Source organism: Chryseobacterium sp. MYb264 (assembly GCF_035974275.1).
GTDB lineage: Bacteria > Bacteroidota > Bacteroidia > Flavobacteriales > Weeksellaceae > Chryseobacterium.
The window spans coordinates 2113483-2137281 of the sequence record NZ_CP142422.1 but is presented as its reverse complement, the minus strand read 5'-3'; the positions used below and the strand labels follow the sequence as shown (position 1 = coordinate 2137281).

Below are 23799 nucleotides of genomic sequence, written 5' to 3'. Positions count from 1 at the left end.
TTGCATGACAAAATTAGAGTAACTTTGGACTGTTTATATATTGCAGTTTTAATAAAAATAGGTAGTCCAGATGTTAAGACCTTGGAAAGTAGAAATTCAGATCAATTATAATTCGGAAAAGGCAGTTTATTTGCAAATTGCCGATGCGGTGATTGATGATATTCAATCCGGAAGATTGAAAAAAGGAACAGCCTTGCCCGGAAGCCGGAAACTGGCTGAAGATTTGAAAGTGAACCGAAATACTATCGTTGAAGCTTTAAATGTCTTACTGAATGAAGGCTGGTTGGTATCTTTAGAAAGAAAAGGAACTTTTGTTGCGGAAAATTTACCAACGATAAAAGGAGCCGTTTCTCATCAAAAAAAGAATAATGAACAGCTGCAAAAACAGCTTTTCAGAATTAATTTTGACGATGGATATCCCGATAGTGCGATTGCGCCGGTTACCGAATTGGCGAGGGCTTACCGACAAATTTTTAACCGAAAGGCAAAGTGGCAATTGATGGGCTATACCAGTGAATATGGTGATTTGGAATTTCGAAAAGCCATCGTTCAAATGCTGAATCACCACAGAGGGCTGCATACCGATGAAAATTCGATGTGCATTACCCGTGGAAGCCAGATGGCGATGTATCTTACCGCTCAGTCTTTGATTGAAAAAAATGATATTGTATTGGTTGAAAATCCGGGTTATCGTCCGGCTTGGAAGGCTTTTGAAAAGGCTGGAGCAACTCTTTTGCCGGTGCGTGTTGATGAGGATGGATTGATGATTGAAGATGTTATCCATTATTTGAAAATTCATAAAAATATCAAAGCGATTTACACCACACCGCATCATCAATATCCGACCACGGTAACACTGAGTTTACAGCGTCGTCTGGAGCTGATAAAGCTTTCCAACGAATATGGATTTACGATTATTGAGGACGATTATGATAATGAATTTCATTTTGGATACCGTCCTGTATTGCCGTTGGCGAGTTTTACAGAACTACAGAATTATGTGTATATCGGCACGATGAGCAAAGTGGTGGCTCCGGCGTTGAGAATTGGTTATCTGATCAGCAATAATCAGGATTTTATTAAAAAAGTAGGGGATCTAAGAAAGATTATCGATGTGCAGGGCGATACGATTATGGAGCAGGCGGTTTTACAGCTTATTCAGGACGGGACGATTAAAAGACATCTGAAAAAAGCCCTGAATTATTACAGATCTAAGCGGGATTTTACCGCACAAAAACTTCAGGAATTTTTAAAAAATAAAGCAGATTATTCAATGCCAGAAGGCGGAATGGCATTTTGGATTGTTCCCAAAAATAAAACCGATTGGGATCATATAGATTGCGAACTTCAAAAGAAAAGTATTAAAATTCTCAATCCAAACAGTTTTAGTTTTGATAATCAAATCAACGGTTTGCGCCTAAGCTATGGCTCACTTCCCAAAGAAAGTTTAGAAGAAACCATCAAAGCGCTGTCTGAGTTATTGTAAATTAGGTCATTGCACAATCGCCGTCGCCATCCTGAAAGTTAGGATTAAAATTTTCGGGAAGCTTTTGAATAAGCTCTTTATGAAACATATATCGTCTTTCGATAATTCGTTCGTGGATTTTTGGGAAATTTTTAACCAATTCAATTGTTTGGTTTAAATCATTTTGATAATTGGTTAAGGTAATGACTTTATTTTTTACAATAAAATAGCTTAAAAAATTAACAAATTTCTCCAAATCGGTTTTCGAAAATAAATAAGGAATTTTTAAATGCCCGTCTCTTAAAAGTAAAAGCGAACAGGTTGTCAATTGATTATTGTCGTAAATTTTTATCCAGAAATATTTGAATTCTTTTGAATAACTCGAAAACAAATATTTTTCATCTTTGATATTGCCTTCTAAAACCCATGGATTTTCTATTAGCGAGTTGATTTCAGAAGCATTTCGATTGTTTTCAAATTGATTTAAAAAAGTAGTGCTTTCAGAATCAATCGTATTCAAAACTTCAAATTTGAAATCAGGTTTTTTAACGAAACAGTTTTTTACTGATATCAATGAATTAGCGACTGAATCTGCAAGATTGAAAACTGGTTTTAAAGATTGAGTATTCGGTTTTTTGGTCGGAATAATATTCGCAAAATCTGTTTGAAAATAATATCGTTTTCCATTTTTAGGTTGAATGTATTGAAACAGTCCGATTTTATTATACAAGCTTTCTGCTTCTTTCGTAAATTCAGTGATGGCAATTTCTCCGTTGTATTCTTCAAAAGCTCTGTTTAAAAGGCTTTGCGCAATTCTTTTTCCACGAAATTTATTGCTGATAAATAAAGTACTCAACCATGCATAATTGAATTTTTTTCCTTCAACCATGAAATTATCAGGAAAACATCCTAAATATCCGGCTAATTCATCATCTTCAAAAGCTAAAATTAGTAAGGTTTGATCTTCATCTGCTTTCGGATTTTCTATATGAGATTTTGCTCTGTGCTCAGTAATCGGAAGAAAGTCATACTTCTTGAAATCGCCGCTGGAAATAAATTCTGCCAGCTGCTTTTTATGTAAGGTTTTAAGATGTATCATTTTCTCACAATTTTATTTTTATTAATGAGTTTTTTCAATTTGAAGTAAGCCAATTCTTTTTTTAGTAATTTTTCTGCAGATTCGCCCATTTCCATGGGGATTCTGTGAAAATGTTTATCTGTACTGTCAAACTTAATTCCTGCACTTCCGAACGTACAAAAGAGTTCTTTATTGTTTTGCAAGCCATCAAAAAAATCTTTATTCACACCAAAATCAGTAAACGGAAAAGCAAAAATTTCATACAGAAAATTATTTTCTTTTAGATATTTAAAGGTTTTGTTTGTGGTTTCAAGTTGTTCAGATAGTGACAATTGATTATACAGGGGATGATCCCAACTGTGAGAAGATATTCCGAATCCTTTTTGAGTTAAATTATTTAACTGATTGGTGGTTAAGTAAGGATTTTGTTCTTTTAAATAAGAATCGAAATTAATTTCAAGGATTTCTCCCAATCGGTTTAAAATATCCGTTTGAGCATATTTAATTTTTAAAACCTGCTGTTTTAGATCTTCATTAGAAGAAAGAATCGTATAGATTTTAGGATCAATATTTTTATTTTTCTCAAGTTCATTAATAATTAAACTTGCTTTACATCGATACATCAGGTCTTGATTATCAATAAATGCAGGATTAATAAAATTGATCGCATAAATTCCTTTTCTTTCTAAAATAGGAACTGCGATGTCATAAAACTCTCTGAAACCATCATCGAAAGTTAATAAGGCAATTTTCTTTTTTGGTTTAAAATTTCCATTTACGAAATCTTTAAACTCACTCCAGTTGATAAACTGAAAATGCTTTGAAAGATAATCAATATCTTCTTCAAATTGTTTTACATTTTTGTATTGGATAACTTTATTGATGTGCGCTAAATTATCATCTGAAACACAATGATAAACGGGCAAACAGCAATCTAAAGGAAATGAATTTTCAATATCTTCCTTCTCAAATGATGCTAAAAAATTAATGATCTTTTCTTTCATTTCTGTGTTTCAAAAATAAAAAAGAATCTATTTAAACTCATTAAAAAATTTAAATAGATTCTATAATTTATCGTTAAAAAATTACTTCACAACTTTCATTTCATCAATCAGCCATTTAGAATCGGCAAATTTATCGATGATGAAAAGAATATATTTGGTGTCTACCATGATATTTCGGCTGAAACGAGGATCATAATTAATGTCGCTCATCGTTCCTTCCCATTGTCTGTCGAAGTTCAATCCTACCAAATTTCCGTTGGCATCCAGAGCCGGACTTCCTGAGTTTCCGCCTGTTGTATGGTTGGTAGCCGTGAATCCTACAGGTACATCTCCAGATTTATCCTTATAATTTCCGTAATCTTTTTTGTTGTAAAGATCAATCAGTTTTTTTGGAACATCAAACTCATAATCTCCTGGCACATATTTCTCGATAACACCCGCCAAATGCGTCTGATAATCGTAAGAAACAGCATCTCTAGGGGAAGAACCTTTCACTTTTCCGTAGGTTACACGAAGCGTAGAGTTAGCATCCGGGAAGAATTTTCTGTCTTTATCCGTCGACATTTGCTGTGCCATATATGTTTTTTGCAAAGCATCAATCTTAGTCTGAAGAGACGCGAATTGAGGATCTGCCGTTTTCATATAAGTATCTCTCATCGCTGTGTAAAGCTGATAAATAGGATCTTTTTTCAATGTTTTGATCAATTTATCCTGATTAGAGAATGCTTTGTCGATATCGGTTGATAAAGAAGCTCCGTTTACCGCTGTTCTTCCTGTGATGATCGAGTTTTTAGAAGATTCTTCGATCGTTGTGATGTTTTGAGCTTCGTTTTTCAACTTATCAAAACCTGCTGGTAAAAACTGAGAAGCTGTTTTGTTGGCGTAAAGTGCTAATAATTTAGCGGTTACCTTAGAATCCAATTCGGCGCTGTAATCTTTGTAGAATGAAGATAATTTGCTTTTTACTTTTGCCAATTCCTTTTCATCCATTCTGCCTGCTTCAACCGCTGTAACGTAATTATAATAATCGCCAGCAACCTTTAAAGTCTCTGCATTTCTGATCACTTCCGTATAATATGCGTTGTTTAACGCATACGGAGCCTGATCATTATATAATTTGTTGATTTGATCTAAAGTAGATTTGATCTCATGATTTTTAGCCACCAAAGAACCTTCATACATCACTTTTTTCTGAACAGCGTTTGATTTTTTCAAACCTTCCACTTCGCCGATCCATTTTTTCCAGTAATTGGCTACAGAAGCATATTTTGAAGCATATTTAATACGTGTGGCATCGTCAGCACGCATTTTTTCGTCCAATGTTTTTAAGGCAACATCTCTTACGGCAATTCTCGCAGGATCGATTTCTGTCATGATCTTTTCAACCGCGATCGCAGGAAGATATTCCGTTGTTCTGCCGGGGAATCCGAATACGAAAGTGAAATCGTTTTCTGTTTTATCCTTGATGGAAACCGGAAGATAATGCTTCGGAACATAAGGAACGTTGTCTTTTGAATATTCCGCAGGTTTGTTGTTTTTATCGGCATAAATTCTGAACATCGAGAAATCTCCCGTATGTCTTGGCCAAACCCAGTTGTCGGTATCAGACCCAAATTTTCCGATGCTTTGTGGTGGTGCACCTACCAAACGAATATCTTTAAACGTTTCGATGGTAAAAGCATAATATTTATTTCCGTAATACATTGGTTTTACAGAAATTGATTGAAATTGTTCTGTTTTCTGAGAATTTTTATAGATCTCGATATTCTTAGCAATCTGCTTTGCAAGTTCAGGCTCTACAAGGTTGTCTGTACCTTCTAAAATTTGATTGGATACTTCTTTAATATCTACAATAAAATCTACCGTTACTCCGGGATTTGGAAGTTCTCCGGTCATATTTTTAGCCCAGAAACCGTTTGATAAAAGGTCGTTCTGAACCGTAGAATGTGCCTGAATCTGCCCATATCCACAGTGGTGATTCGTTAATAATAGCCCTTTTGGCGAAATGATCTCCGCAGTACAGCCTCCGTTGAATTGTACCACAGCATCTTTTATGCTCGCTTTCTGAGTATTGAAGATGTCTTTAGCAGAGATTTTCATTCCCAAGTCCTTCATTTCCTTTTCATTCAGCTCTGTAGGAATCCACATTCCTCCGTATTGTTGCGCAAAAGCCATTGCAGCCGGCAAAAGAAATACAGATAAAAGTATCTTTTTTGTCATAATCAAAATTTTGCCCAATTTACGAAGAAAATACGAGTTCAGGGGTTTAAAGTTTTTAGTTTAAAATTTTCATTATGAAATTTTCAAATTTATGATTTAGTTTAAGCTAAAAATATTCGTTTATTCATTTAAAAACTGGTTAAAAGTATATTGATAAAATCTTTGTAGTCAAGAATGTTTATATCCAAAAATTTTGAGCCAAAAACTCTGAACATTAAATTTAAAACCTTTTATCGGCTTAATTTTTGTTCATTTAGAAACACACTAAATATTAATATATCTAAATTTAATTATCATGAACGCACCAAAAATCTTAGGAATCGCAGCCATTGTTCTGATGGTTTCCTGTACGCAAAAAGACAAAAATCCGGAGGTAAATCCGAAAACAGACCCGATGGCCATCCAGACCCCGATGGATACAGTTGCTGTTGATACCGCGAAAACTTCAGATAATTTTGAAAACTCGCTGGATTGGCAGGGAACCTATGAGGCTGTAGTGCCCTGTGCTGACTGTCCGGGGATTAAGACGGTGGTCACTTTAAATAAAGACCGAACGTTCAGAATTTCAGAAGAATATCTGGAGAGAAAAGGGATCAGTGAGGAAAAAGGAACTTTTGAGTGGGATGCCGGGGGAAGTGTCATTACTTTAAAGGGGAAAAATACTCATTATAAATATAAAGTCGGCGAAAACACGATCACGCAGCTGGATATGAGCGGAAAGCCGATTGATGGACCTAATAAGAAATTGTATGTTTTCACAAAGAAATAATGGTAAAGGCGAAAGCCTTTATTTTTTTGTCTAAAATTGGTAGGCAATAATTTTTTCATCAGCCATTAACGCCCGAATCAAGGTTTCATGGTGAGTATTTTTACCTGTTAATCTCCATGTTGTAGCAAGATTTCCTTGGGTGTATTGCTGTCTGATCATTAACATTTTTAAATGATGTTCTTTAAATAATTCTTCGCAATGCCCGATGTACTGCGAACTTTCCACAGCAATTTTATATTCTCGAATTTTATGATGATTGTCGATATAATTCTGTAAATACGTAAGCGAACTTAAAATTAATAAGACCAAAACGGTTCCGAGAAGAGAAAGGTAGACATATCCCGAACCGACTGCCATTCCGATTGAGGCGGTTGCCCAAATGGTGGTTGCAGTGGTAATTCCGTCGATTTTATTATCACCTTTAAAGATAACTCCTGCACCTAAAAAACCGATTCCGGTAATGATATTGGCTGCCAGACGATCCGGATTCTGTATCCCTATTTTAATAGAAAGAATGGTAAAAAGGCAGGATCCGAAGCAGACTAAAATAAAAGTCCTCAAACCTGCAGATTTGTTTCGGTATTCCCTTTCAGCACCGATAAACAGACCTAAAATTACTGAAATAAATATCAGTAACAGTTCATTTTGAACAACATAGTGATCTTTTAAAAAATCCATGACTAAAATTTGACTTGAATGGAATAAAATTACAATAAATACGATCAGTTTCAAAACTTGGAGAGAAATTGTTTAGATGTATTTTCTGCCACGAATGCACCAATATTTTTATTTCCCACAGATACACGGATTTTCACAGATGATGCTGCTGATCAATTTTTGCTTAATCTTCGTGATCTTTTATAAGTAAAACAGCTTGGTGATACTTAAAACGGAAGTTATCAAAAAACTTGGTGAGGCTTTGTGTTCACGATGTAAAGTGTAAGGAAAAGAATCTGCATCATTCGCAAAATCTGCGAGAGCAAAAAATTTCATCTTACATGATCTAAACTTTTTTGCCTAGTCTCCAACTTTTGTACTTGATTCAATAAATACCCCAATGGAAGAGTATTTAAAATAACAAAAGAAGACTGCCTTAAAAAAGACAGCCTTCAAAGAAAGGATATTAAAAAAAACTATTTTGTTATGAATCTCTGTGTGGATACTTTCTTTTGGAAAATTATTCTGAGCATGTAATTTTTGTTGGAAAGTTCAGAAATATTCATTGAATTTTGTTTGGAGCAACCAGTCCGTACAATTTTTCCTCAAGCATCGAACATTTCGGCTCAAAGAATTTTATCTTTTGATATGCGCAAGAAAGAGCGCTGACAGATAGGTGTTTTTTCATGGTTTAGTGATTTGGTTTGATAAATGTACAAATAAAATTGTATTGTTAATGAAATTTAAAATTTAGTTTTTATTTTAAATTTTTAAAGTTTATTTTTTGAAATGTATCTAATGATATTTAGGATTTTTAATTAAATTGTAAATTTTACTGAGTGTCACAAAAAAAGACTGTCTGAAAAAGACAGTCTTTGTATGTTTGATATGTATATTATATATTATTGTTTCTCAATAAGGTCTAAAAACTGCTGTTCATCGAGAATTTCAATCGTTCCGATATCCTGGGCTTTCTTGAGTTTACTTCCTGCTTTTTCGCCAACAACTAAGAAATTTAGGTTTTTGGAAACTGCTGATATATTTTTTCCGCCGTGTTTTTCTACCATTTCCTCGGCTGCCTCTCTTGTGAATAACGATAATTTTCCGGTGAAAAGGAAGGTCTTTCCTTCTAAAACATTCGATACAACTTCGTTCGTACTTTCTCCTTTTTCCAATTGGACACCGTAAGATTTTAGTCTTTCAATCATCAGGATATTTTCGGAATTGGCAAAGAAATCAACAATGCTTACCGCGATCTTGGTTCCGATATCTTCAACCTGACAAAGTTCTTCTACGGTTGCATTTTTCAGTTCGTCAATCGTAGAGAAATTTTTAACTAATTTCTTTGCAACGGTTTCCCCAACGTGCTTTATTCCGATTCCGTACAACACTTTTTCGAAAGCGATTTCTTTTGATTTTTCAATTCCGGAGATGATATTCTGAGCCGATTTTTCTGCCATTCTTTCCAACGGAAGAATTTGTTCTTTCGTTAAAGCATAAAAATCAGCAGGATTTTCAATCAATCTTTCTCTGTAAAGCTGTTCGATGGTTTCGCTTCCTAAATTATCAATATTTAAAGCTTTTCGGGAAACATAATGAATCATTCTTCCCACAACCTGCGGCGGACAGTGTAAATCATTCGGACAGAAGTGGATCGCCTGATCTTCAATTTTTACCAGTGCAGTTCCGCATTCCGGACAGTTTTTGATGTATTCGATTTCCTTGCTCTCTTCGGTTCTTTTCTCTGTGTTTACCCCAACGATTTTAGGAATAATTTCACCTCCCTTTTCAACATATACGAAATCATTTTCATGCAAATCGAGCTTTTTGATGATATCTTCATTATGCAAAGACGCTCTTTTTACAATCGTTCCGGCTAATAAAACAGGCTTCAGATTGGCAACCGGAGTAATCGCTCCCGTTCTTCCGACCTGATAAGAAACACTTTGTAATTCGGTTTCCACTTTTTCTGCTTTAAATTTATAAGCCATTGCCCAACGGGGAGATTTTGCTGTGTATCCAAGTTGTCTTTGTTGTTTTAATGAGTTGACTTTTAAAACAATACCGTCAATTTCAAAAGGTAAATTGTGTCTTTCAACATCCCAGAAATTGATGAATTCTTTCACCTCATTCAAAGTAGAGCACAATTTTGCCTGCTGAGACGTTTTGAAACCCCAGCCTTGCGCTTTCTGAAGCAATTCCCAATGCGATTCTGCCGGAATGTCTTCTGAAATAAACTGATACAAAACAGATGATAGACCGCGTTTTCTCACCTCACCGCTGTCCTGCATTTTCAAACTTCCGCTTGCCGTATTTCGGGGATTCATAAAGGGGTCCAAACCTTCTTCTTCACGCAGTTTATTGATTTTGTCGAAATTTTTTCTGGTTAAATAAATTTCACCACGCATAAAGAAATGTTCAGGAAAGTCACCTTTCAATTTTAACGGAATATCAGAGATTGTTCTTACGTTTCCTGTAATTTCATCACCCTGAAAACCGTCGCCACGTGTTACGGCCTGAACTAGTTTTCCGTTTTCGTACAGAATAGAGATCGAAGCCCCGTCATATTTTAATTCTGCAACAAACTCCACCGGCTCATCGATGGTTTTAATGATTCTTTTTTCCCAGTCTTCAAGATCATCAAAATCATAAGAATTATCCAAAGAATACATTCTGAACTTATGCTGAACGGTCGGGAAAACTTTTGTAATTCCACCGCCAACACGTACGGTAGGAGAGTTTTCATCATAAAATTCGGGATGTTTGGCTTCCAGATCACGAAGTTCTTCGAGTAACATATCGAAGTCATAATCTGTGATCGTAGGCATATCCAGAAGGTAATAATTTTCATTATGCTGATGAAGCTCTTTTCTAAGTTCTTCTATTTTTTGTTGAATGTTTTCAGGCATTGTAATTCTATCTTTTGAGCAAAAATAACTAAACTAACTTGAACTCTATGAAAAAAAATCAGCTTAATGGGTTGGAAGATTAAGAGCCTGTTTAAAATTTTACCGTTTTATTTATTATCCTTAATGAAGTTGATCTTTGCTCCATTTTGATGCTCTTTTGAGCGTATTTTTCACTTCCTATTTTTGATTTAGCCCGCTAAATCTGCAAACACGAAGCAAAAAATCCATCTCAAAATAGCTATAAAAATTTTTGGCAATAAAATTTAAGCAGCCTCTAAATGATATCGTGAATGGTGAATTTTGCTACGCAATTGAATTTTTACGTAAGATAAAATTGACTATTGACCATTGACTTGAGGAAATTCATTATTTATGATAAGTGTTTCTTTAATATACTGAAAATAAGTGAATTAATGTCGAATTTGCGTTGGATTAATTCCATTTAAAAAATAGGAGAATTAAATAGGTTACGAAAATTAAAAATTGGTAACACAGCTTAATAAACTGAATATGTAAGGGATAAACGGATTGTTTAAATTCTGTTAACATAAAATTATAATATTGTTTAAAAAATGTTAAAATTCACTTAAAGGGGAGCGGAAGAAAGTCGTGATACCTTTGCACTCAGCTAATTTGAAGACATGAGAAAAGTAAAGATTGTATTAGGATTATTATTTTTAAGCTTTGGGACACTGGCTTATGCACAGACTACCCAGGCTTCGATTGTAGGAAAGGTAACCGCTGCCGGAAGTATGGCTCAGGAAAAGATGAAAGTTACGATTGTGAATGAATCTACAGGATTCAAAACAGAAACGGAAACCAATTCGAAAGGAGAGTATATTTTCAAAGAAATTCCTTTGGGTGGACCGTATACGGTTATTGTCAATGATGAAAAAAAGGAAGGGTACAATGTTAATTTTGGTGATCAGGTAACGGTAAACCTTAATTTAGGTGACAACAAGGAAAAGAGAATAGAAGAAGTAGTTATTACCGGAAATCTAAAAAATAAGATCGGTAATTTAGGAGCAGCAACAGCTATAACCGCAAAAAATATCGGAATTCTACCGGTGAACGGAAGAAATTTCAATAACCTTACCGAGCTTTCTCCACTGAGTGGAAAAGGGGGAAATTTATCTGGACAGTTGGGATCTTCCACCAATTTTACAATAGACGGGATGACGGCGAAAAATCCTACGTCCGCAGGTTCTACCACAAGCCGAAGCGGAGCTCCTTTTTCTATCTCTATTGAGGCGGTTCGAGAATTTAAAATTACCACCAACCAATACGACGTTACGCTGGGAAGAAGCGGTGGTGGTACGGTAAGTGCAGTAACGAAGTCCGGAACCAATAAGTTTTCGGGAAGTGCCTGGGAATATTTAAGAACCAACTGGCTTTCGAGTCCTTATGATATTCGTGGAAATAAGAGACAGAATGATTTCTCAACGTCCCAGTTTGGTTTTTCATTGGGAGGTCCCATTATTAAAAATAAACTACACTTCTTTGTAGCGTGGGATCATCAGCTGGATTCAAGACCTTTAATTATTGCAGATGTCAGATCGAATGAAGATGAAGCAAGATTTAATATTACCAACCAGACATTAAACCAGTTTTTAGATATTGCAAGAGCTAAATATGGCGTGGGAAATTCTCCGCAATTCGGAACTTTTGATAAGGTAAGGAATTCTGATGCCGGATTTTTACGTTTGGACTGGCAGATTAATAACAAACATTTATTGACATTAAGAAATAACTTTACCTATGATTTAAACAAGAATGGTTTAGGTGACAACACCGCTATCAATTTCTTTGAATCTTATGGAAATGATAAAAATTTAGACAACAGTTTGTTATTAACTTTAAGATCTAATCTGAAACCTAACCTTACCAACGAATTAAAAGCTCAGTATCTTTATACATTTCAGGACAGCTACCAGAATGATGAACTGGGACATCCGGTTCCGAGAGCCATTGTGGAAGGGGTAGCTTCGAAGATTTATGACGGAAGTACAAAAACAACAAGTATCCAGATCGGGGGGCACCGTTTCGGGCAGGAAAGTTTCAGAAATAATGTTTTTCAGGTTGTAGACAATTTATATTATAATACCGATAAAGTGAAATATACCTTCGGAGCCGACTTAATGTATACTAAAGCAAGGTCGGTTTACGGAAGTGAGGTGAACGGGAGATTCCATTATCAAGGAATGGATGCCTTTAATAATCTGGTTTCCAACAGATATTACCGAGAAGTTCCTTTAATGGATGATCCTTCTGTAAAATCAGCCATCTGGAATATCGGGGTTTATGGACAGTTTCAGACTAAAATCGCCAAAGGTCTTGACTTTATGGGAGGTTTGAGATTGGATTACGGAGGCTATCCGAAAGCGGAGTTCAACCAGAAGTTATATGATGAAATGGGTATCCGTACAGATTATAAGATTAAATCTTTCGTGATTCAGCCAAGATTCCAGTTTGAGTGGAATGTGAATGAAGGAAACAAAGACTTCCTGAAATTCGGGGCAGGTATTTTCTCTTCAGATATCAATAATTATATGGTTATTAATAATTTAGTGTTCGATGGAAAACATCTGGCAACCGTGGACGTAAATCCTTCCCAAATTGGCCTTACACCAGATTTTATCAGCTATAGAAACGATTATGCTTCGGTTCCTTCTTTGGCGCAGTATCAGCTTCCAACCATTAATTATACCGGTAAAGATGCTAAAATTCCTATCGTGTATAAAGCAAACTTCTCTTATACCCACTTCTTTAATGAAAGATTCAGAGCAGGAATTGCAGGGTATATGGCATTAGGAAGAAATAACTATTTCTATTATGATAGAAATATGGTGACAACTCCATTTATCACTTTAGCTAATGAAGGGGGAAGAGGTGTTTTTGTGCCGGAAAGTGGTATTACCAATAATGCCAATAATACAGTGACACTTAACTGGAAAGATGGAAGAATTAATAAAAACTTCGGTAGAGTCCTGGAATTGGCGAGCGATGGTAAGGTTAACCAGTTTTCGTTCGTTTTGGATACCAGCTATCGTTACTGGAAAGACGGGGAAATTACAGCAAGCTATACATGGTCGGACATCAAAGATAACACCTCTTATAATGGGAACGTGGCCAATACCGCAACATTGTCTACTTTAGTCCAAAGTGATCCGAGAGATTTGAGAATGACCTATTCCGATAATCAGTTTAGAAATAAAGTGGTTCTTTATGGTAACTCGCCTACGATTGCAGGATTTACGTTAGGTTTAAGATATTCAGGAATTGGAGGAACACGTTTCTCTGTAACGGCTGGAGGAAATATTAACGGAGATTTCGTTGATTCTAATGATCTGGCGTATATTTTCCCGAATCTTACCCAATCTTTAGTAGATGATCCGGAAGTTGGTAAAGCACTGAAAGATTATATCACCAAATACAATAACAATATTGCGGAAAGAAATGGCGGTAAAAACGGATTCTACGGAGTTTGGGACGTTCGTGTTGCTAAGAAAATCAAGTTTGATAAAATTGGAGCTTTTGAACTTTCTGTAGATATTTTCAACGTAGCCAATTTGTTGAATAAAGAATGGGGCGTGAATAAATCGTACGGAAATATGGCGCTTTACAGAGCAACTAAATTCAATACCGATACAAAACAGTTTGAATATGTAAGAAATACGAATGGTTTGGAACCATTGTCTGGAAATCCTTATCAGATTCAAATCGGAGCGAAATATTCGTTCTAAAAATTGGGAAAATGTGGATGGTGAATGATCTCACGTCAATAGTGAATTTTAAAACTTTATAAATAAATTCATAATTGACATCTCGTTAACAGAGCAAAATTCACCATTCCCATTAATTTAATTACCTTTATCTGAAAGTTGAAAGACTTTTAATTTAAATATCTAATTTATATTATGAAAAATTTTATCTTAGGGTTAGCAGTTTTAAGTACAGTTGCAATGAAGGCACAAACCCAGATTATCGCGCACAGAGGTTATTTCCAGTCGCAGCCCGCGACCACGGAAAACTCGATCAAGTCGTTAGAAAATGCTCAGAAATTAGGAATCTACGGATCTGAATTTGATGTGAGAATGACGAAGGACGGAGTTTTGGTAATTAACCATGATGAGCACCACGGAAAATTAGAAATTTCTGACGAAACTTTCAAAACGCTGGAAAAAGATAAATTGTCGAACGGAGAAAAATTTCCTACACTGAAAGATTATTTAAAGCAAGGAAAAAAAGATGCGGCTTTACAATTAATCATCGAAATAAAGCCAGCTAAAACAAAAGAGCTGGAAAATGAAATTGTTCAGAAAACCATTAAAATGGTGAAAGATATGAAGCTGGATGCCCAAACTCAATTTATTTCTTTCAGTTTGAATGTTTGTAAGGAAATTAAAAAAACAGAACCGAAATATAAAGTACAATACTTAAATGGTGAGTTGTCTCCTGAGCAGATTAAAAATGAAGGATTGGATGGTTTAGACTATCACTACAGCGTTTTCCAGAAAAATCCGACTTGGATTACTGATGCTAAAGCGCTTGGTTTAATCACCAATGCATGGACGGTAAATGATCCTGCGGTATATGAAGAACTGAAAAAACAAGGAATAGCATTTATTACAACTAATATTCCTGATCAGTTAAAAGGAAAATAACAAATACGTCTTTTATATTATTCTTTTTAAAGTTTGTCTCTTTTTGAGGCAAACTTTTTTCTTTTCTGAAAATTAAAATGACTTTGGAAAATGAAGCGTTAAGAAAATTAAAAATTAATCCGTTAAAAAATTCCCACTCTTCGAAGCGCGAGACAAATTTAGAATCGAAGAAGAAACTTTGAATTCGCGCAAGTTCTGGGAATTTTAGGATTGACTTTTAATTTTTAGCATTCAGTTTCCAAGTCTTGACTTTTTGTTTCTTTTGTGTTAAGACAAAAGAAAAATATTTTTCTTCTACCGATTAATTCGGTGAATGATTTTAGAATTAATTCAATTTCTTGAATATATGTAAAAATAGGTGTTAGGTTAAATGTTAACCATTTGAAATATATTCATTTGACTTGTAAATGTGGTATTTAACAATAGCCGGATGATAAAGTTAGGTAAATAATATTAATCATTTGTATTAAAAATGCTTAATTGTTTTAACCTATTGTTAACCATATATGTATGTGATTTAGTTGATAATAAATTAATATGTCGTTTAATAATTATTTAATAAATATTAATATGATGTTAAAACCGTAATCATAATGTCGTTTTAATTTTGCGCAAACAAATTGGATATGCGTAAAGAGAAACAAAAGTTGCTGGTTTTGTCGCTGTTAGGATTAGTCAGCGTCAATCTGGCGGCTCAGCAGAAAGCTAAAAGAGACACTATTAAAAACATTGATGAGGTTGTGGTAACAGCTTTGGGAATTAAAAGGCAAGATAAATCCCTTGGTTACGTTGCTGAAAAAGTAGATTCTGAGATTTTTGAAAACATTCAGAATAACAATTGGGCGCAGGGCCTTGAAGGCCGTGTTGCCGGATTAAAAATTCAAACGGCAGGAGCAGGGCCATTAAGCTCTTCAAGAATTACTTTAAGGGGAGAAAAATCCTTTAGCCTTGACGGAAATTACGCGCTTATCGTTGTAGACGGTGTCCCATTGAGTAATTCAACCACAGGAACGGGAACTGCAGCGTACGGCGCCGGAACCGGAGGAGATCTTCCTATTGACTTGGGAAATGGTCTTAACAGCATCAACCCCGATGATATTGAATCGGTAACAGTGCTAAAAGGAGCTTCCGCAGCTGCATTGTATGGATCCAGAGCAGCGAACGGAGCCTTAATGATAACCACAAAATCAGGAAAGGGTAAAAACGGAAGACTTCGTGTTTCCTTCAACTCTTCATTAAGCTATGATTCTGTATTAAAATGGCCGGATTATCAGTATGAATACGGTCAGGGAACGTTGGCCAAAAATTCTGCCGGAGAATTTTTCTATTCTTACGGAGCTTCTGCAGATGGAGTAAGTACGGGAGGAACCAGTAGTGCTTTCGGGCCGAAATTCAACGGGCAGTATTATTTTCAATATGATCCTAATCTTTTAGGTCAAAGCGCTGAGAGACAGCTGTGGAGACCTTATACTGATAATATCAAAGGTTTTTGGGAAACGGGTGTTACTTCTTCCAACAACGTTTCGGTAGAAAGCAGTACCGATAAAACGAGTTTCAGAGCTTCTCTTACGTATTTAGACAATAAATGGATGATGCCCAATACGGGATTTGACCGTTTTAATGTCGCATTTTCATTGGATCATAAGGTGACGGATAAGTTTAGAGTTTCCACCAAATTTAATTACGCCAATACGAAAAGTGATAACCTTCCTGCGACGGGATACAATAACCAGTCGATTTCCTATTTCATGATCTTCCAGAATCCGAATGTGGATTTAAATTGGTACAAACCTCTTTGGAAACCGGGACAGGATCAGGTAGACCAGATTCACCCGTTCAGTAGTTTTATTGATAATCCTTATTTAATTGCTTATCAAATGCTGAATGGTGTTCAGAAAAAAATGATCACGGGAAATATTTCGGCAACGTATGATTTTAGCAAAAACTTCAGTTTGATGTTAAGATCAGGAATCGAAATGCTGGATGAGGAAAGAACAACAAAAAGACCTTACAGCTCTGCGAATTACCTGAAAGGGTTTTACAGAGAACAATATATAAGGAATAATGAATTTAATAATGATTTGTTATTCACCTATAAAAAAGATTTCAACAAATTTAATATTACAGCCAACGCCGGAGCCAGTATTCGTTACAATGAATATGTGATGAATGATTACCGTGCGGAAGGATTGAAAGTGGTGGGAGATTACAGTCTGAATAATGCCATTTCTTTAATTACAAAAGTTCCAAAGCCGCGTGATCAGCAAATGAACTCTGTATATGGTTTAATTAGTGCTAATTACGATAATTTGGTGTTTTTGGATGTGACGGGAAGAAATGACTGGAGTAGTACACTTTCAAAAAATAACCGTTCATTCTTCTATCCGTCGGTAAGTACAAGTGTTATTCTTTCGGATTTGTTTAAACTATCAAACCCTACTTTTAATTATTGGAAATTAAGAGCCTCTTGGGCGAAAGTTGGTCTTGGAACATCACCTTATCAAATTGATAAGTATTATACGCCAAGTGATTTTATTGGTTCTGTTACAACGCCATCGTCGTATGTTGCGCCAGATTTAAAACCTCAGGAAAATACGAATATTGAAGCCGGGATGGATTTTTCATTTCTTAAAAATAGATTAAGCTACAATGCAACATTCTATCAAAATACAACGGTTGATGAAATTTTATCGGTTACCACTTTAATAGAATCAGGATATTCCAGTCGTTTTATTAATGCAGGAAAAATCAGAAACCAGGGAATTGAAATGGGGCTTTCCGCTATTCCTGTTAAATCTAAGAATTTCACTTGGAATGTTGCTGCTAACTGGTCTATGAATGCTAATAAGATTATTACGCTTCCTGATGAATATAAAGGAGAGAATTATTATACAATTTCAACGGTAGCCGGAGTGTTATATTACAATGCTATGGTCGGCGGATCGTTAGGTGATCTTTACGGATTTAAATTGGTGAGAAATGGGAATGGAGACGTTGTTTATGATCCGGCAACAGGTCTTCCAGCAAGACCCGACAGAGTAGAGAAAGTAGGAAATGCTTTCCCGAAATGGAGAGCAGGTTTCCAGAATGATTTTAAAATTAAAAACTGGCAGATCAGCTTCTCTTTTGATGGACAATATGGTGGAATGGCATATTCTCAAACCCATCACAAAATGTCTGAGCAAGGTAAGCTTGAGCATACGTTAATGGGAAGAGATAATCCAAACGGAATGATCGTTGGGGAAGGTGTAATTCAGAATGCAGACGGAACCTACAGCCCGAACACCAAAGCGGTAGGGTTATCAGCTTATTATGCAGATTATTACAGAAGAGCAAATATAGAAACCAATACTTTTGATACTTCATTCATCAAGCTGAGAGATGCAAGAATTGCGTATTCATTCTCGAAAGATGTAATCGCTCCTTTGAAATTAACGGAGCTTACGTTAGCTGTTTTCGGTAAAAACCTCTGGATGTGGACGAAATTCCCAATGTTCGATCCTGAAGTTGCCTCGCTAAACGATTCTACGATTACGCCGGGTGCTGAAATTGGTCAGCTTCCATCGGCAAGAACTGTCGGTTTTCAAGTTAATTTAAAATTCTAAGATCATCATGAAAAAAATATTTTTATCAACCATTATTGCGCTTTCAGTTTTCAGCTTTAATTCTTGTGAGCGAAGCTTTGAAGAGATCAACACAGATACCAGTAAAATAAAAGAACCTTCTGTGGGAAGTTTTTTGGTGCCGATTCAGTATGAAATGGGATCTTATGGATACAATAGGGCAGATGATTTCACTTTTGATATTATGCAGGTGGCGCTTCCTTTTCCTAATGAAGGAGCCACGGTAAGCCGTTATTACCTTACAGAAAGCACAGGAAACGGATATTGGAATACCAGTTATAAATGGCTTAAACAGGTAAAAGAACTAAACGAAGCAGCGAAAAAAGAGAATAATAACAATTATCTGGCTATTTCCAAGGTTTTGAATGCCTGGATCATGGCAAACCTTACCGATGCATTCGGTGATGTTCCGATGACGGAAGCTTTGCGTCTTGAAGAAGGCATCATGAGACCGAAATATGATAAGCAAAAAGATATTTATCTGTTTCTTTTGGATGATTTGAAAGAAGCAAACACCCTTTTCGACACCACAAAAACATTAAGTGAAAGCGATATTTTCTTTCAGGCAAACGCCAGTACCGCAGGAATTGTAAAGTGGAAAAAATTCTGTAATTCTCTTTCATTGAGATTGCTAACAAGAATTTTAAAGAAAAATGGGGAAGTGAATGTTAATGAAAGAATTAATGAAATTGTAAACGATCCCACGGGTCACCCGATTTTTCAGAATAATGGCGATGGAGCAACATTGGATATTTCAGGAGTTGCGCCGTTATTGCCACCGATTGCCAGACCTCAGGATTTTACAGCTTATAGGGCTTCGGGAGGTTTCTTTACGCAGACTTTGGTCGATAATAATGATCCTAGATTGAGTTTGTTCTTCACACAGGCAAAATCAATTCCCGGAAATGCCAATATTGGTTACAAAGGTGCGCCTTCAGGATATGCTTTAGGAACAAGTTTCGATTATCAGCCGTCTAATTTAAATCAGAATTTAGCAAAAGCTCCATTGAAAATTTTGGTGATGCCGTATGCCGAACTTCAGTTTATTCTTGCGGAATTAGCTTATAAAGGAATTATTACAGGAAGCGCTCAGAATTTCTATGAAAATGGAGTAAAAGCAACTGTAGAACAATGGGGAGCGACATTTCCTGCAAACTATTTCACAAATCCTAAAGTGGCTTACAATAATACGCTGGAAAGAATTATGCTTCAGAAATATGTGGCGCTTTTCTTTGTAGATCATCAGCAATGGTACGAGCAGAGAAGAAGTGGTTTCCCTGTGTTGCCAAATAACGGAGGCTTGATGAATGACGCTAAAATGCCTCAAAGAATGCCTTATCCAACCGTAACCAAGGTTCAGAATTATGATAATTATGTCACGGCTTCTCAAAATATGGGTGGTGACAACATCAATACAAAAATGTGGTGGAATCAGTAATGCTGAATTTCTAAACCATTTAATATTAATTATTTAAAAAATCAACATGAATATAAAATTTTTAATGCCAGGCTTATTGATTTCGGCGATGGCTTTTTCTCAAGCTTCAGTTTCGGGCTATGTTTTTGAAGATCTTAATAAAAATCAGAAAAAAGAAAACCCTGAAAAAGGAATTGAGGGTGTGGCAGTTTCCAACGGTGCGCAAGTGGTTTTAACGGATAAAAACGGAAGATACAGCTTACCAATCCAAGATGGACAAACGGTTTTTGTAATCAAACCTTCAGGTTATCAGGTGGCATTGAACGGAAATAATTTGCCTCAATATTATTATCAGTATAAGCCAAAAGGTTCTCCGGCAGATTTTAAATATAAAGGAACTGCGCCAACGGGTGAGCTTCCGAAAGAAGTGAATTTTGCTTTACATAAACAAAACGAAAATAAAAACTTCGATATTCTGGTTTTCGGAGATCCGCAACCTTACACGGAAAAGCAGTTGGATTATTTCAGAAGAGCGATTGTAAATGAAGTAAAAACCACTAAGAAAAATACCGTTTTCGGAATTACGCTGGGTGATTTGGTGGGAGATAATTTAAGCCTTCAAAAACCTTATGCTGATGTAATGAAAGAAATCGGGTTGCCTTGGTATAATGTGATGGGAAATCACGACATGAATTATGATGCTAAAGAAGATTATCTGTCTGATGAAACTTTTGAAGCAACTTTCGGTCCTGCAAATTATTCTTTTAATTATGGAAATGTTCACTTCATCGTTTTAGATGATATTTTGTATCCCGATCCGAGAGATGGAAAAGGGTATTGGGGTGGTTTCCGTGAAGATCAGTTGCAGTTTATCGAAAACGATTTGAAATTAGTTGATAAAAATAAACTGATCGTGGTTTCTTTCCATATTCCGTTGGAGCATACGAATGAAGATAATTTCAGAAATGCAGATCGTCAGAAATTATTCGATTTTTTAAGTCCGTTCCCGAATGCATTGTTATTATCAGCTCATACACACATTCAGCAGCAGATTTTCTACGGAAAAAAAGCAGGATGGAATGGTGCTAAAGATCTTCATGAATATAACGTAGGAACTACTTGTGGCGACTGGTGGTCCGGAACTGCAGACGACGCAGGATTGCCGACTTCTACCATGAGAGATGGAACTGCGAAAGGATATTCTTTCATCAGTTTTAATGATAATCAGTATAAAGTTTCTTATAAAACAGCGGGAAAACCGGAAGATTATCAGATCAAATTGTATGTTCCGAAAGTCATTCCTTATCCATCAAAAACTTCGGCTAAAGTATTGGCGAATTTCTTTATGGGAAGCAAAAAAGACAAAGTTGAATACAGAATAGACGGTGGAAAATGGGAAGAAATGAATTATAACGAAACCATTGACCCGAATTTTGCTCTGTCTGTATTCAAATGGGATTCTACAAAAAATCTGTTCCCGGGCAGAAGACCTTCCAACCCTGAAATATCTAAACACATCTGGGAAGGAGGATTTGGAAATAAATTAACACTGGGAAAACACAAAGTTGAGGTAAGAGCGACGGATATGTACGGCAATCAATTCTCAGCGGCGGAGGAATTTGAGGTTCAAAACTCAATTTCTATTCCTTAGTTTTCATTTTTTTACTATACTTTCAATTTGAAACCGGCTTTTAAAGCCGGTTTTTTATGTAATTTTGGATCTTTACAAATCTTTTTTTCTGAAATTTAAAACCTTTGCTTTTCAATAGATCACAAACTATTGTTAACTTAAAATTATTCGTATATTTGATACGTTTGTGTAAAATCAAAAATTATCTTTAATGAAAAAGCTAAATATTGGGATACTTGCCTTTTCGGGGCTGGTGTTTTTTAACTCATGTGGTACAACAAAAACCGCGGATGCAGCGCAGAAAACTGAGAAGGCTGTTGTGGCAGAACCGGTGAAGAAAGAAGAAGTGAAAGAGGAGGGGATCAATTTATCATATATGGATAAAAGTGTTCGTCCGCAAGATGATTTTTTTAGCTATGTAAACGGAAATTGGGTGAAAACCACACAGATACCTTCTGATAAAGCAAGTTGGGGATCTTTCAATGCCTTAAGAGAAAATGTGGATGATGCGTCTCTTGAAATTCTGAACGGAATTTTATCAGAATCTTATCCTGCGGGTTCTGAAGGACAGAAAATCCAGAATCTTTACGCTTCTTTTATGGATACTAATAAAAGAAATGCAGAAGGATTGGCTCCGATCAAAGCAGATTTGGGAAAAATTGATGCCATTAAAAATCTTAACGATTTACAGAAATACCTTTTGGAAGCAACAAGACTGGGCGACAACTCTTTCTACGGATGGAGAGTAGGTGCAGATTTGAAGGATTCTAAAATGAATGCCGTATATCTTGGTGGTCCCGATTTGGGCTTGGGAAGAGATTACTATCAGAAAGTCAATGATGCCAACACCAAAACATTAGCAGAATACCAATCGTATGTTGGAAAATTATTCGGTGTTTTAGGATATAAAAATGCGGAAGCTTCTGCAAAAAATGTAGTTGATTTCGAAAAACAATTAGGAAATTATTTACTGACTCTTGAGCAAAACAGAGATGCCAATTTAAGATATAACCCTAAAAATGTATCTGAGCTGGGAGGTTTGGTTAAAAATATAAACCTTACTAAATATCTTAAAGATGCAGGTGTAGATACCAACAGGGTAATTATCGGAGAGCTGAAATATTACCAGAATATGGATCAGTTCATTACCCAAAAGAATCTTCCTCTGTTAAAAGATTATCTGAAATATCATTTGATTAACGGAAATGCAAGCAATTTAGATGAAAAATTAGAGCAGATCAGATTTGATTTCTATTCTAAATATCTTCAGGGACAAAAAGAGCAGCGCCCGATGAACAAAAGAGGTCTTTCTTTAGTGAATGGCGTATTGGGTGAAGCTTTTGGTAAATTATACGTAGAGAAATATTTTACACCTGAAGCGAAAGCGCAGATGGAGATGTATATTCAGTATATCTTAAAATCATTCAAAACACATATCAATGATATGGATTGGATGTCTCCTGATACCAAAGTGAAAGCTCAGGAAAAATTATCAAAATTCACAGTGAAGATAGCCTATCCGGATAAATGGAAGGATTATACTCAATTGAAAGTGGATTCTCCGAAAGAAGGAGCAACATTATATTCAAACCTTCAGCATGTTGCTGCATGGCAATATCAGAGAAGTTTAGACAAAGTAGGAAAGCCTGTGGACAAAACAGAATGGGGAATGACTCCGCAAACGGTAAATGCTTACTATAGCGGATCAAATAACGAGATTGTGTTCCCTGCTGCAATCCTTCAGCCTCCTTTCTACAATCCGAAAGCAGATGCTGCGGTGAACTTCGGAGGAATCGGAGCGGTAATCGGTCACGAAATTTCTCACGGATTCGACGATAGCGGTTCAAGATTCGACGGAGACGGTAACCTGAATAACTGGTGGACGGATGCAGACCGTAAAAACTTTGATGCTAAAGTAGGGCAGTTGGCTGCTCAGTACAGCACTTACGAGCCTGTGAAAGGAAGTTTCGTCAACGGTAAATTTACCAGTGGAGAAAATATCGGTGACCTTGGTGGAGTAGCGGTTGCTTACGATGCACTTCAGATGTTTCTTAAAGATAAAGGAAACCCTGGGTTGATCAGTGGTTTCACGCAGGATCAGAGATTTTTCATGAGCTGGGCTACGGTTTGGAGAACGAAAGCTACCGATCAGTATATGACGAATCAGGTGAAGACAGATCCGCACTCGCCGGGAATCTACAGAGCATTTGGTCCGTTGGTAAATCAGGACGCCTTCATCAAAGCATTTGATATCAAACCTGGAGACAAAATGTATAAAGCTCCTCAGGACAGAATAAAAATTTGGTAAGACAAACCAAAAATTGTTAGAAAAGAAACGCATCAGAAATGATGCGTTTTTTATT

Annotated in this window: 13 protein-coding genes; 8 read left to right on the top strand and 5 right to left on the bottom strand. The window is 36.0% G+C overall.

The window, feature by feature from the left end; genetic code table 11:
• The first annotated feature begins 70 nt into the window (after positions 1-70).
• Positions 71-1486, top strand: a complete 1416-nt coding sequence (pdxR, locus tag VUJ46_RS09025) for a MocR-like pyridoxine biosynthesis transcription factor PdxR (protein ID WP_326984651.1) — start codon at positions 71-73, stop codon at positions 1484-1486.
• A 1-nt stretch (position 1487) separates the two neighbouring features.
• Here pdxR and VUJ46_RS09020 read toward each other — a convergent pair whose 3' ends face one another.
• From VUJ46_RS09020 to VUJ46_RS09010, 3 genes are all read right to left on the bottom strand, one after another.
• Positions 1488-2564: a GNAT family N-acetyltransferase gene (locus VUJ46_RS09020; protein WP_326984650.1), complete on the bottom strand. Its 1077-nt coding sequence runs from the start codon at positions 2562-2564 to the stop codon at positions 1488-1490.
• The gene (locus VUJ46_RS09015) at positions 2561-3547 is read right to left on the bottom strand and encodes a polysaccharide deacetylase family protein (RefSeq protein ID WP_326984649.1); all 987 of its coding nucleotides are present in this window, start codon (positions 3545-3547) and stop codon (positions 2561-2563) included. The genes VUJ46_RS09020 and VUJ46_RS09015 overlap by 4 nt, the downstream gene beginning before the upstream one ends.
• A gap of 81 nt (positions 3548-3628) precedes the next feature.
• Positions 3629-5767 carry a S46 family peptidase gene (locus VUJ46_RS09010; RefSeq protein WP_326984648.1) on the bottom strand — a complete coding sequence of 713 codons (2139 nt, stop codon included), beginning with the start codon at positions 5765-5767 and terminating at the stop codon, positions 3629-3631.
• 295 nt (positions 5768-6062) lie between these two features.
• Between VUJ46_RS09010 and VUJ46_RS09005 the strand changes: the two genes are divergently transcribed.
• Complete coding sequence (locus VUJ46_RS09005) at positions 6063-6536, top strand: copper resistance protein NlpE (RefSeq protein ID WP_326984647.1); 474 nt, start codon at positions 6063-6065, stop codon at positions 6534-6536.
• Positions 6537-6566: 30 nt separating this feature from the next.
• Here the strand turns inward: VUJ46_RS09005 and VUJ46_RS09000 are convergent, their stop codons facing one another.
• On the bottom strand, positions 6567-7214 hold the full coding sequence (locus VUJ46_RS09000) for an MgtC/SapB family protein (protein ID WP_326984646.1): 648 nt from the start codon (positions 7212-7214) through the stop codon (positions 6567-6569).
• Positions 7215-8095: 881 nt separating this feature from the next.
• Positions 8096-10102, bottom strand: coding sequence for an NAD-dependent DNA ligase LigA (gene ligA / locus VUJ46_RS08995; RefSeq protein WP_326984645.1), 2007 nt, complete (start codon positions 10100-10102; stop codon positions 8096-8098).
• Positions 10103-10743: 641 nt separating this feature from the next.
• On the opposite strand from ligA, the gene VUJ46_RS08990 reads away from it, so the two are divergent.
• From VUJ46_RS08990 to VUJ46_RS08965, 6 genes are all read left to right on the top strand, one after another.
• Positions 10744-13845 carry a TonB-dependent receptor gene (locus VUJ46_RS08990; RefSeq protein WP_326984644.1) on the top strand — a complete coding sequence of 1034 codons (3102 nt, stop codon included), beginning with the start codon at positions 10744-10746 and terminating at the stop codon, positions 13843-13845.
• A 174-nt stretch (positions 13846-14019) separates the two neighbouring features.
• Complete coding sequence (locus VUJ46_RS08985) at positions 14020-14766, top strand: glycerophosphodiester phosphodiesterase family protein (RefSeq protein WP_326984643.1); 747 nt, start codon at positions 14020-14022, stop codon at positions 14764-14766.
• A gap of 626 nt (positions 14767-15392) precedes the next feature.
• Positions 15393-18371: a SusC/RagA family TonB-linked outer membrane protein gene (locus tag VUJ46_RS08980; RefSeq protein WP_326984642.1), complete on the top strand. Its 2979-nt coding sequence runs from the start codon at positions 15393-15395 to the stop codon at positions 18369-18371.
• Between the two features lie 7 nt (positions 18372-18378).
• Positions 18379-19827 (top strand): SusD/RagB family nutrient-binding outer membrane lipoprotein, encoded by a 1449-nt coding sequence (locus VUJ46_RS08975; RefSeq protein WP_326984641.1) that lies wholly within the window; start codon positions 18379-18381, stop codon positions 19825-19827.
• A 46-nt stretch (positions 19828-19873) separates the two neighbouring features.
• Positions 19874-21457, top strand: coding sequence for a calcineurin-like phosphoesterase family protein (locus tag VUJ46_RS08970; protein ID WP_326984640.1), 1584 nt, complete (start codon positions 19874-19876; stop codon positions 21455-21457).
• A 190-nt stretch (positions 21458-21647) separates the two neighbouring features.
• Positions 21648-23744, top strand: a complete 2097-nt coding sequence (locus tag VUJ46_RS08965) for a M13 family metallopeptidase (RefSeq protein WP_326984639.1) — start codon at positions 21648-21650, stop codon at positions 23742-23744.
• The last annotated feature ends 55 nt before the right edge of the window (positions 23745-23799 follow it).

Coding starts and splice junctions, on each gene's coding strand:
- VUJ46_RS09020 (WP_326984650.1), bottom strand. CDS start 2,564: ATGATACATCTTAAAACCTTACATAAAAAGCAGCTGGCAGAATTTATT.
- pdxR (WP_326984651.1), top strand. CDS start 71: ATGTTAAGACCTTGGAAAGTAGAAATTCAGATCAATTATAATTCGGAA.
- VUJ46_RS08985 (WP_326984643.1), top strand. CDS start 14,020: ATGAAAAATTTTATCTTAGGGTTAGCAGTTTTAAGTACAGTTGCAATG.
- VUJ46_RS09005 (WP_326984647.1), top strand. CDS start 6,063: ATGAACGCACCAAAAATCTTAGGAATCGCAGCCATTGTTCTGATGGTT.
- VUJ46_RS09010 (WP_326984648.1), bottom strand. CDS start 5,767: ATGACAAAAAAGATACTTTTATCTGTATTTCTTTTGCCGGCTGCAATG.
- ligA (WP_326984645.1), bottom strand. CDS start 10,102: ATGCCTGAAAACATTCAACAAAAAATAGAAGAACTTAGAAAAGAGCTT.
- VUJ46_RS08975 (WP_326984641.1), top strand. CDS start 18,379: ATGAAAAAAATATTTTTATCAACCATTATTGCGCTTTCAGTTTTCAGC.
- VUJ46_RS09015 (WP_326984649.1), bottom strand. CDS start 3,547: ATGAAAGAAAAGATCATTAATTTTTTAGCATCATTTGAGAAGGAAGAT.
- VUJ46_RS08980 (WP_326984642.1), top strand. CDS start 15,393: ATGCGTAAAGAGAAACAAAAGTTGCTGGTTTTGTCGCTGTTAGGATTA.
- VUJ46_RS08970 (WP_326984640.1), top strand. CDS start 19,874: ATGAATATAAAATTTTTAATGCCAGGCTTATTGATTTCGGCGATGGCT.
- VUJ46_RS08965 (WP_326984639.1), top strand. CDS start 21,648: ATGAAAAAGCTAAATATTGGGATACTTGCCTTTTCGGGGCTGGTGTTT.
- VUJ46_RS08990 (WP_326984644.1), top strand. CDS start 10,744: ATGAGAAAAGTAAAGATTGTATTAGGATTATTATTTTTAAGCTTTGGG.
- VUJ46_RS09000 (WP_326984646.1), bottom strand. CDS start 7,214: ATGGATTTTTTAAAAGATCACTATGTTGTTCAAAATGAACTGTTACTG.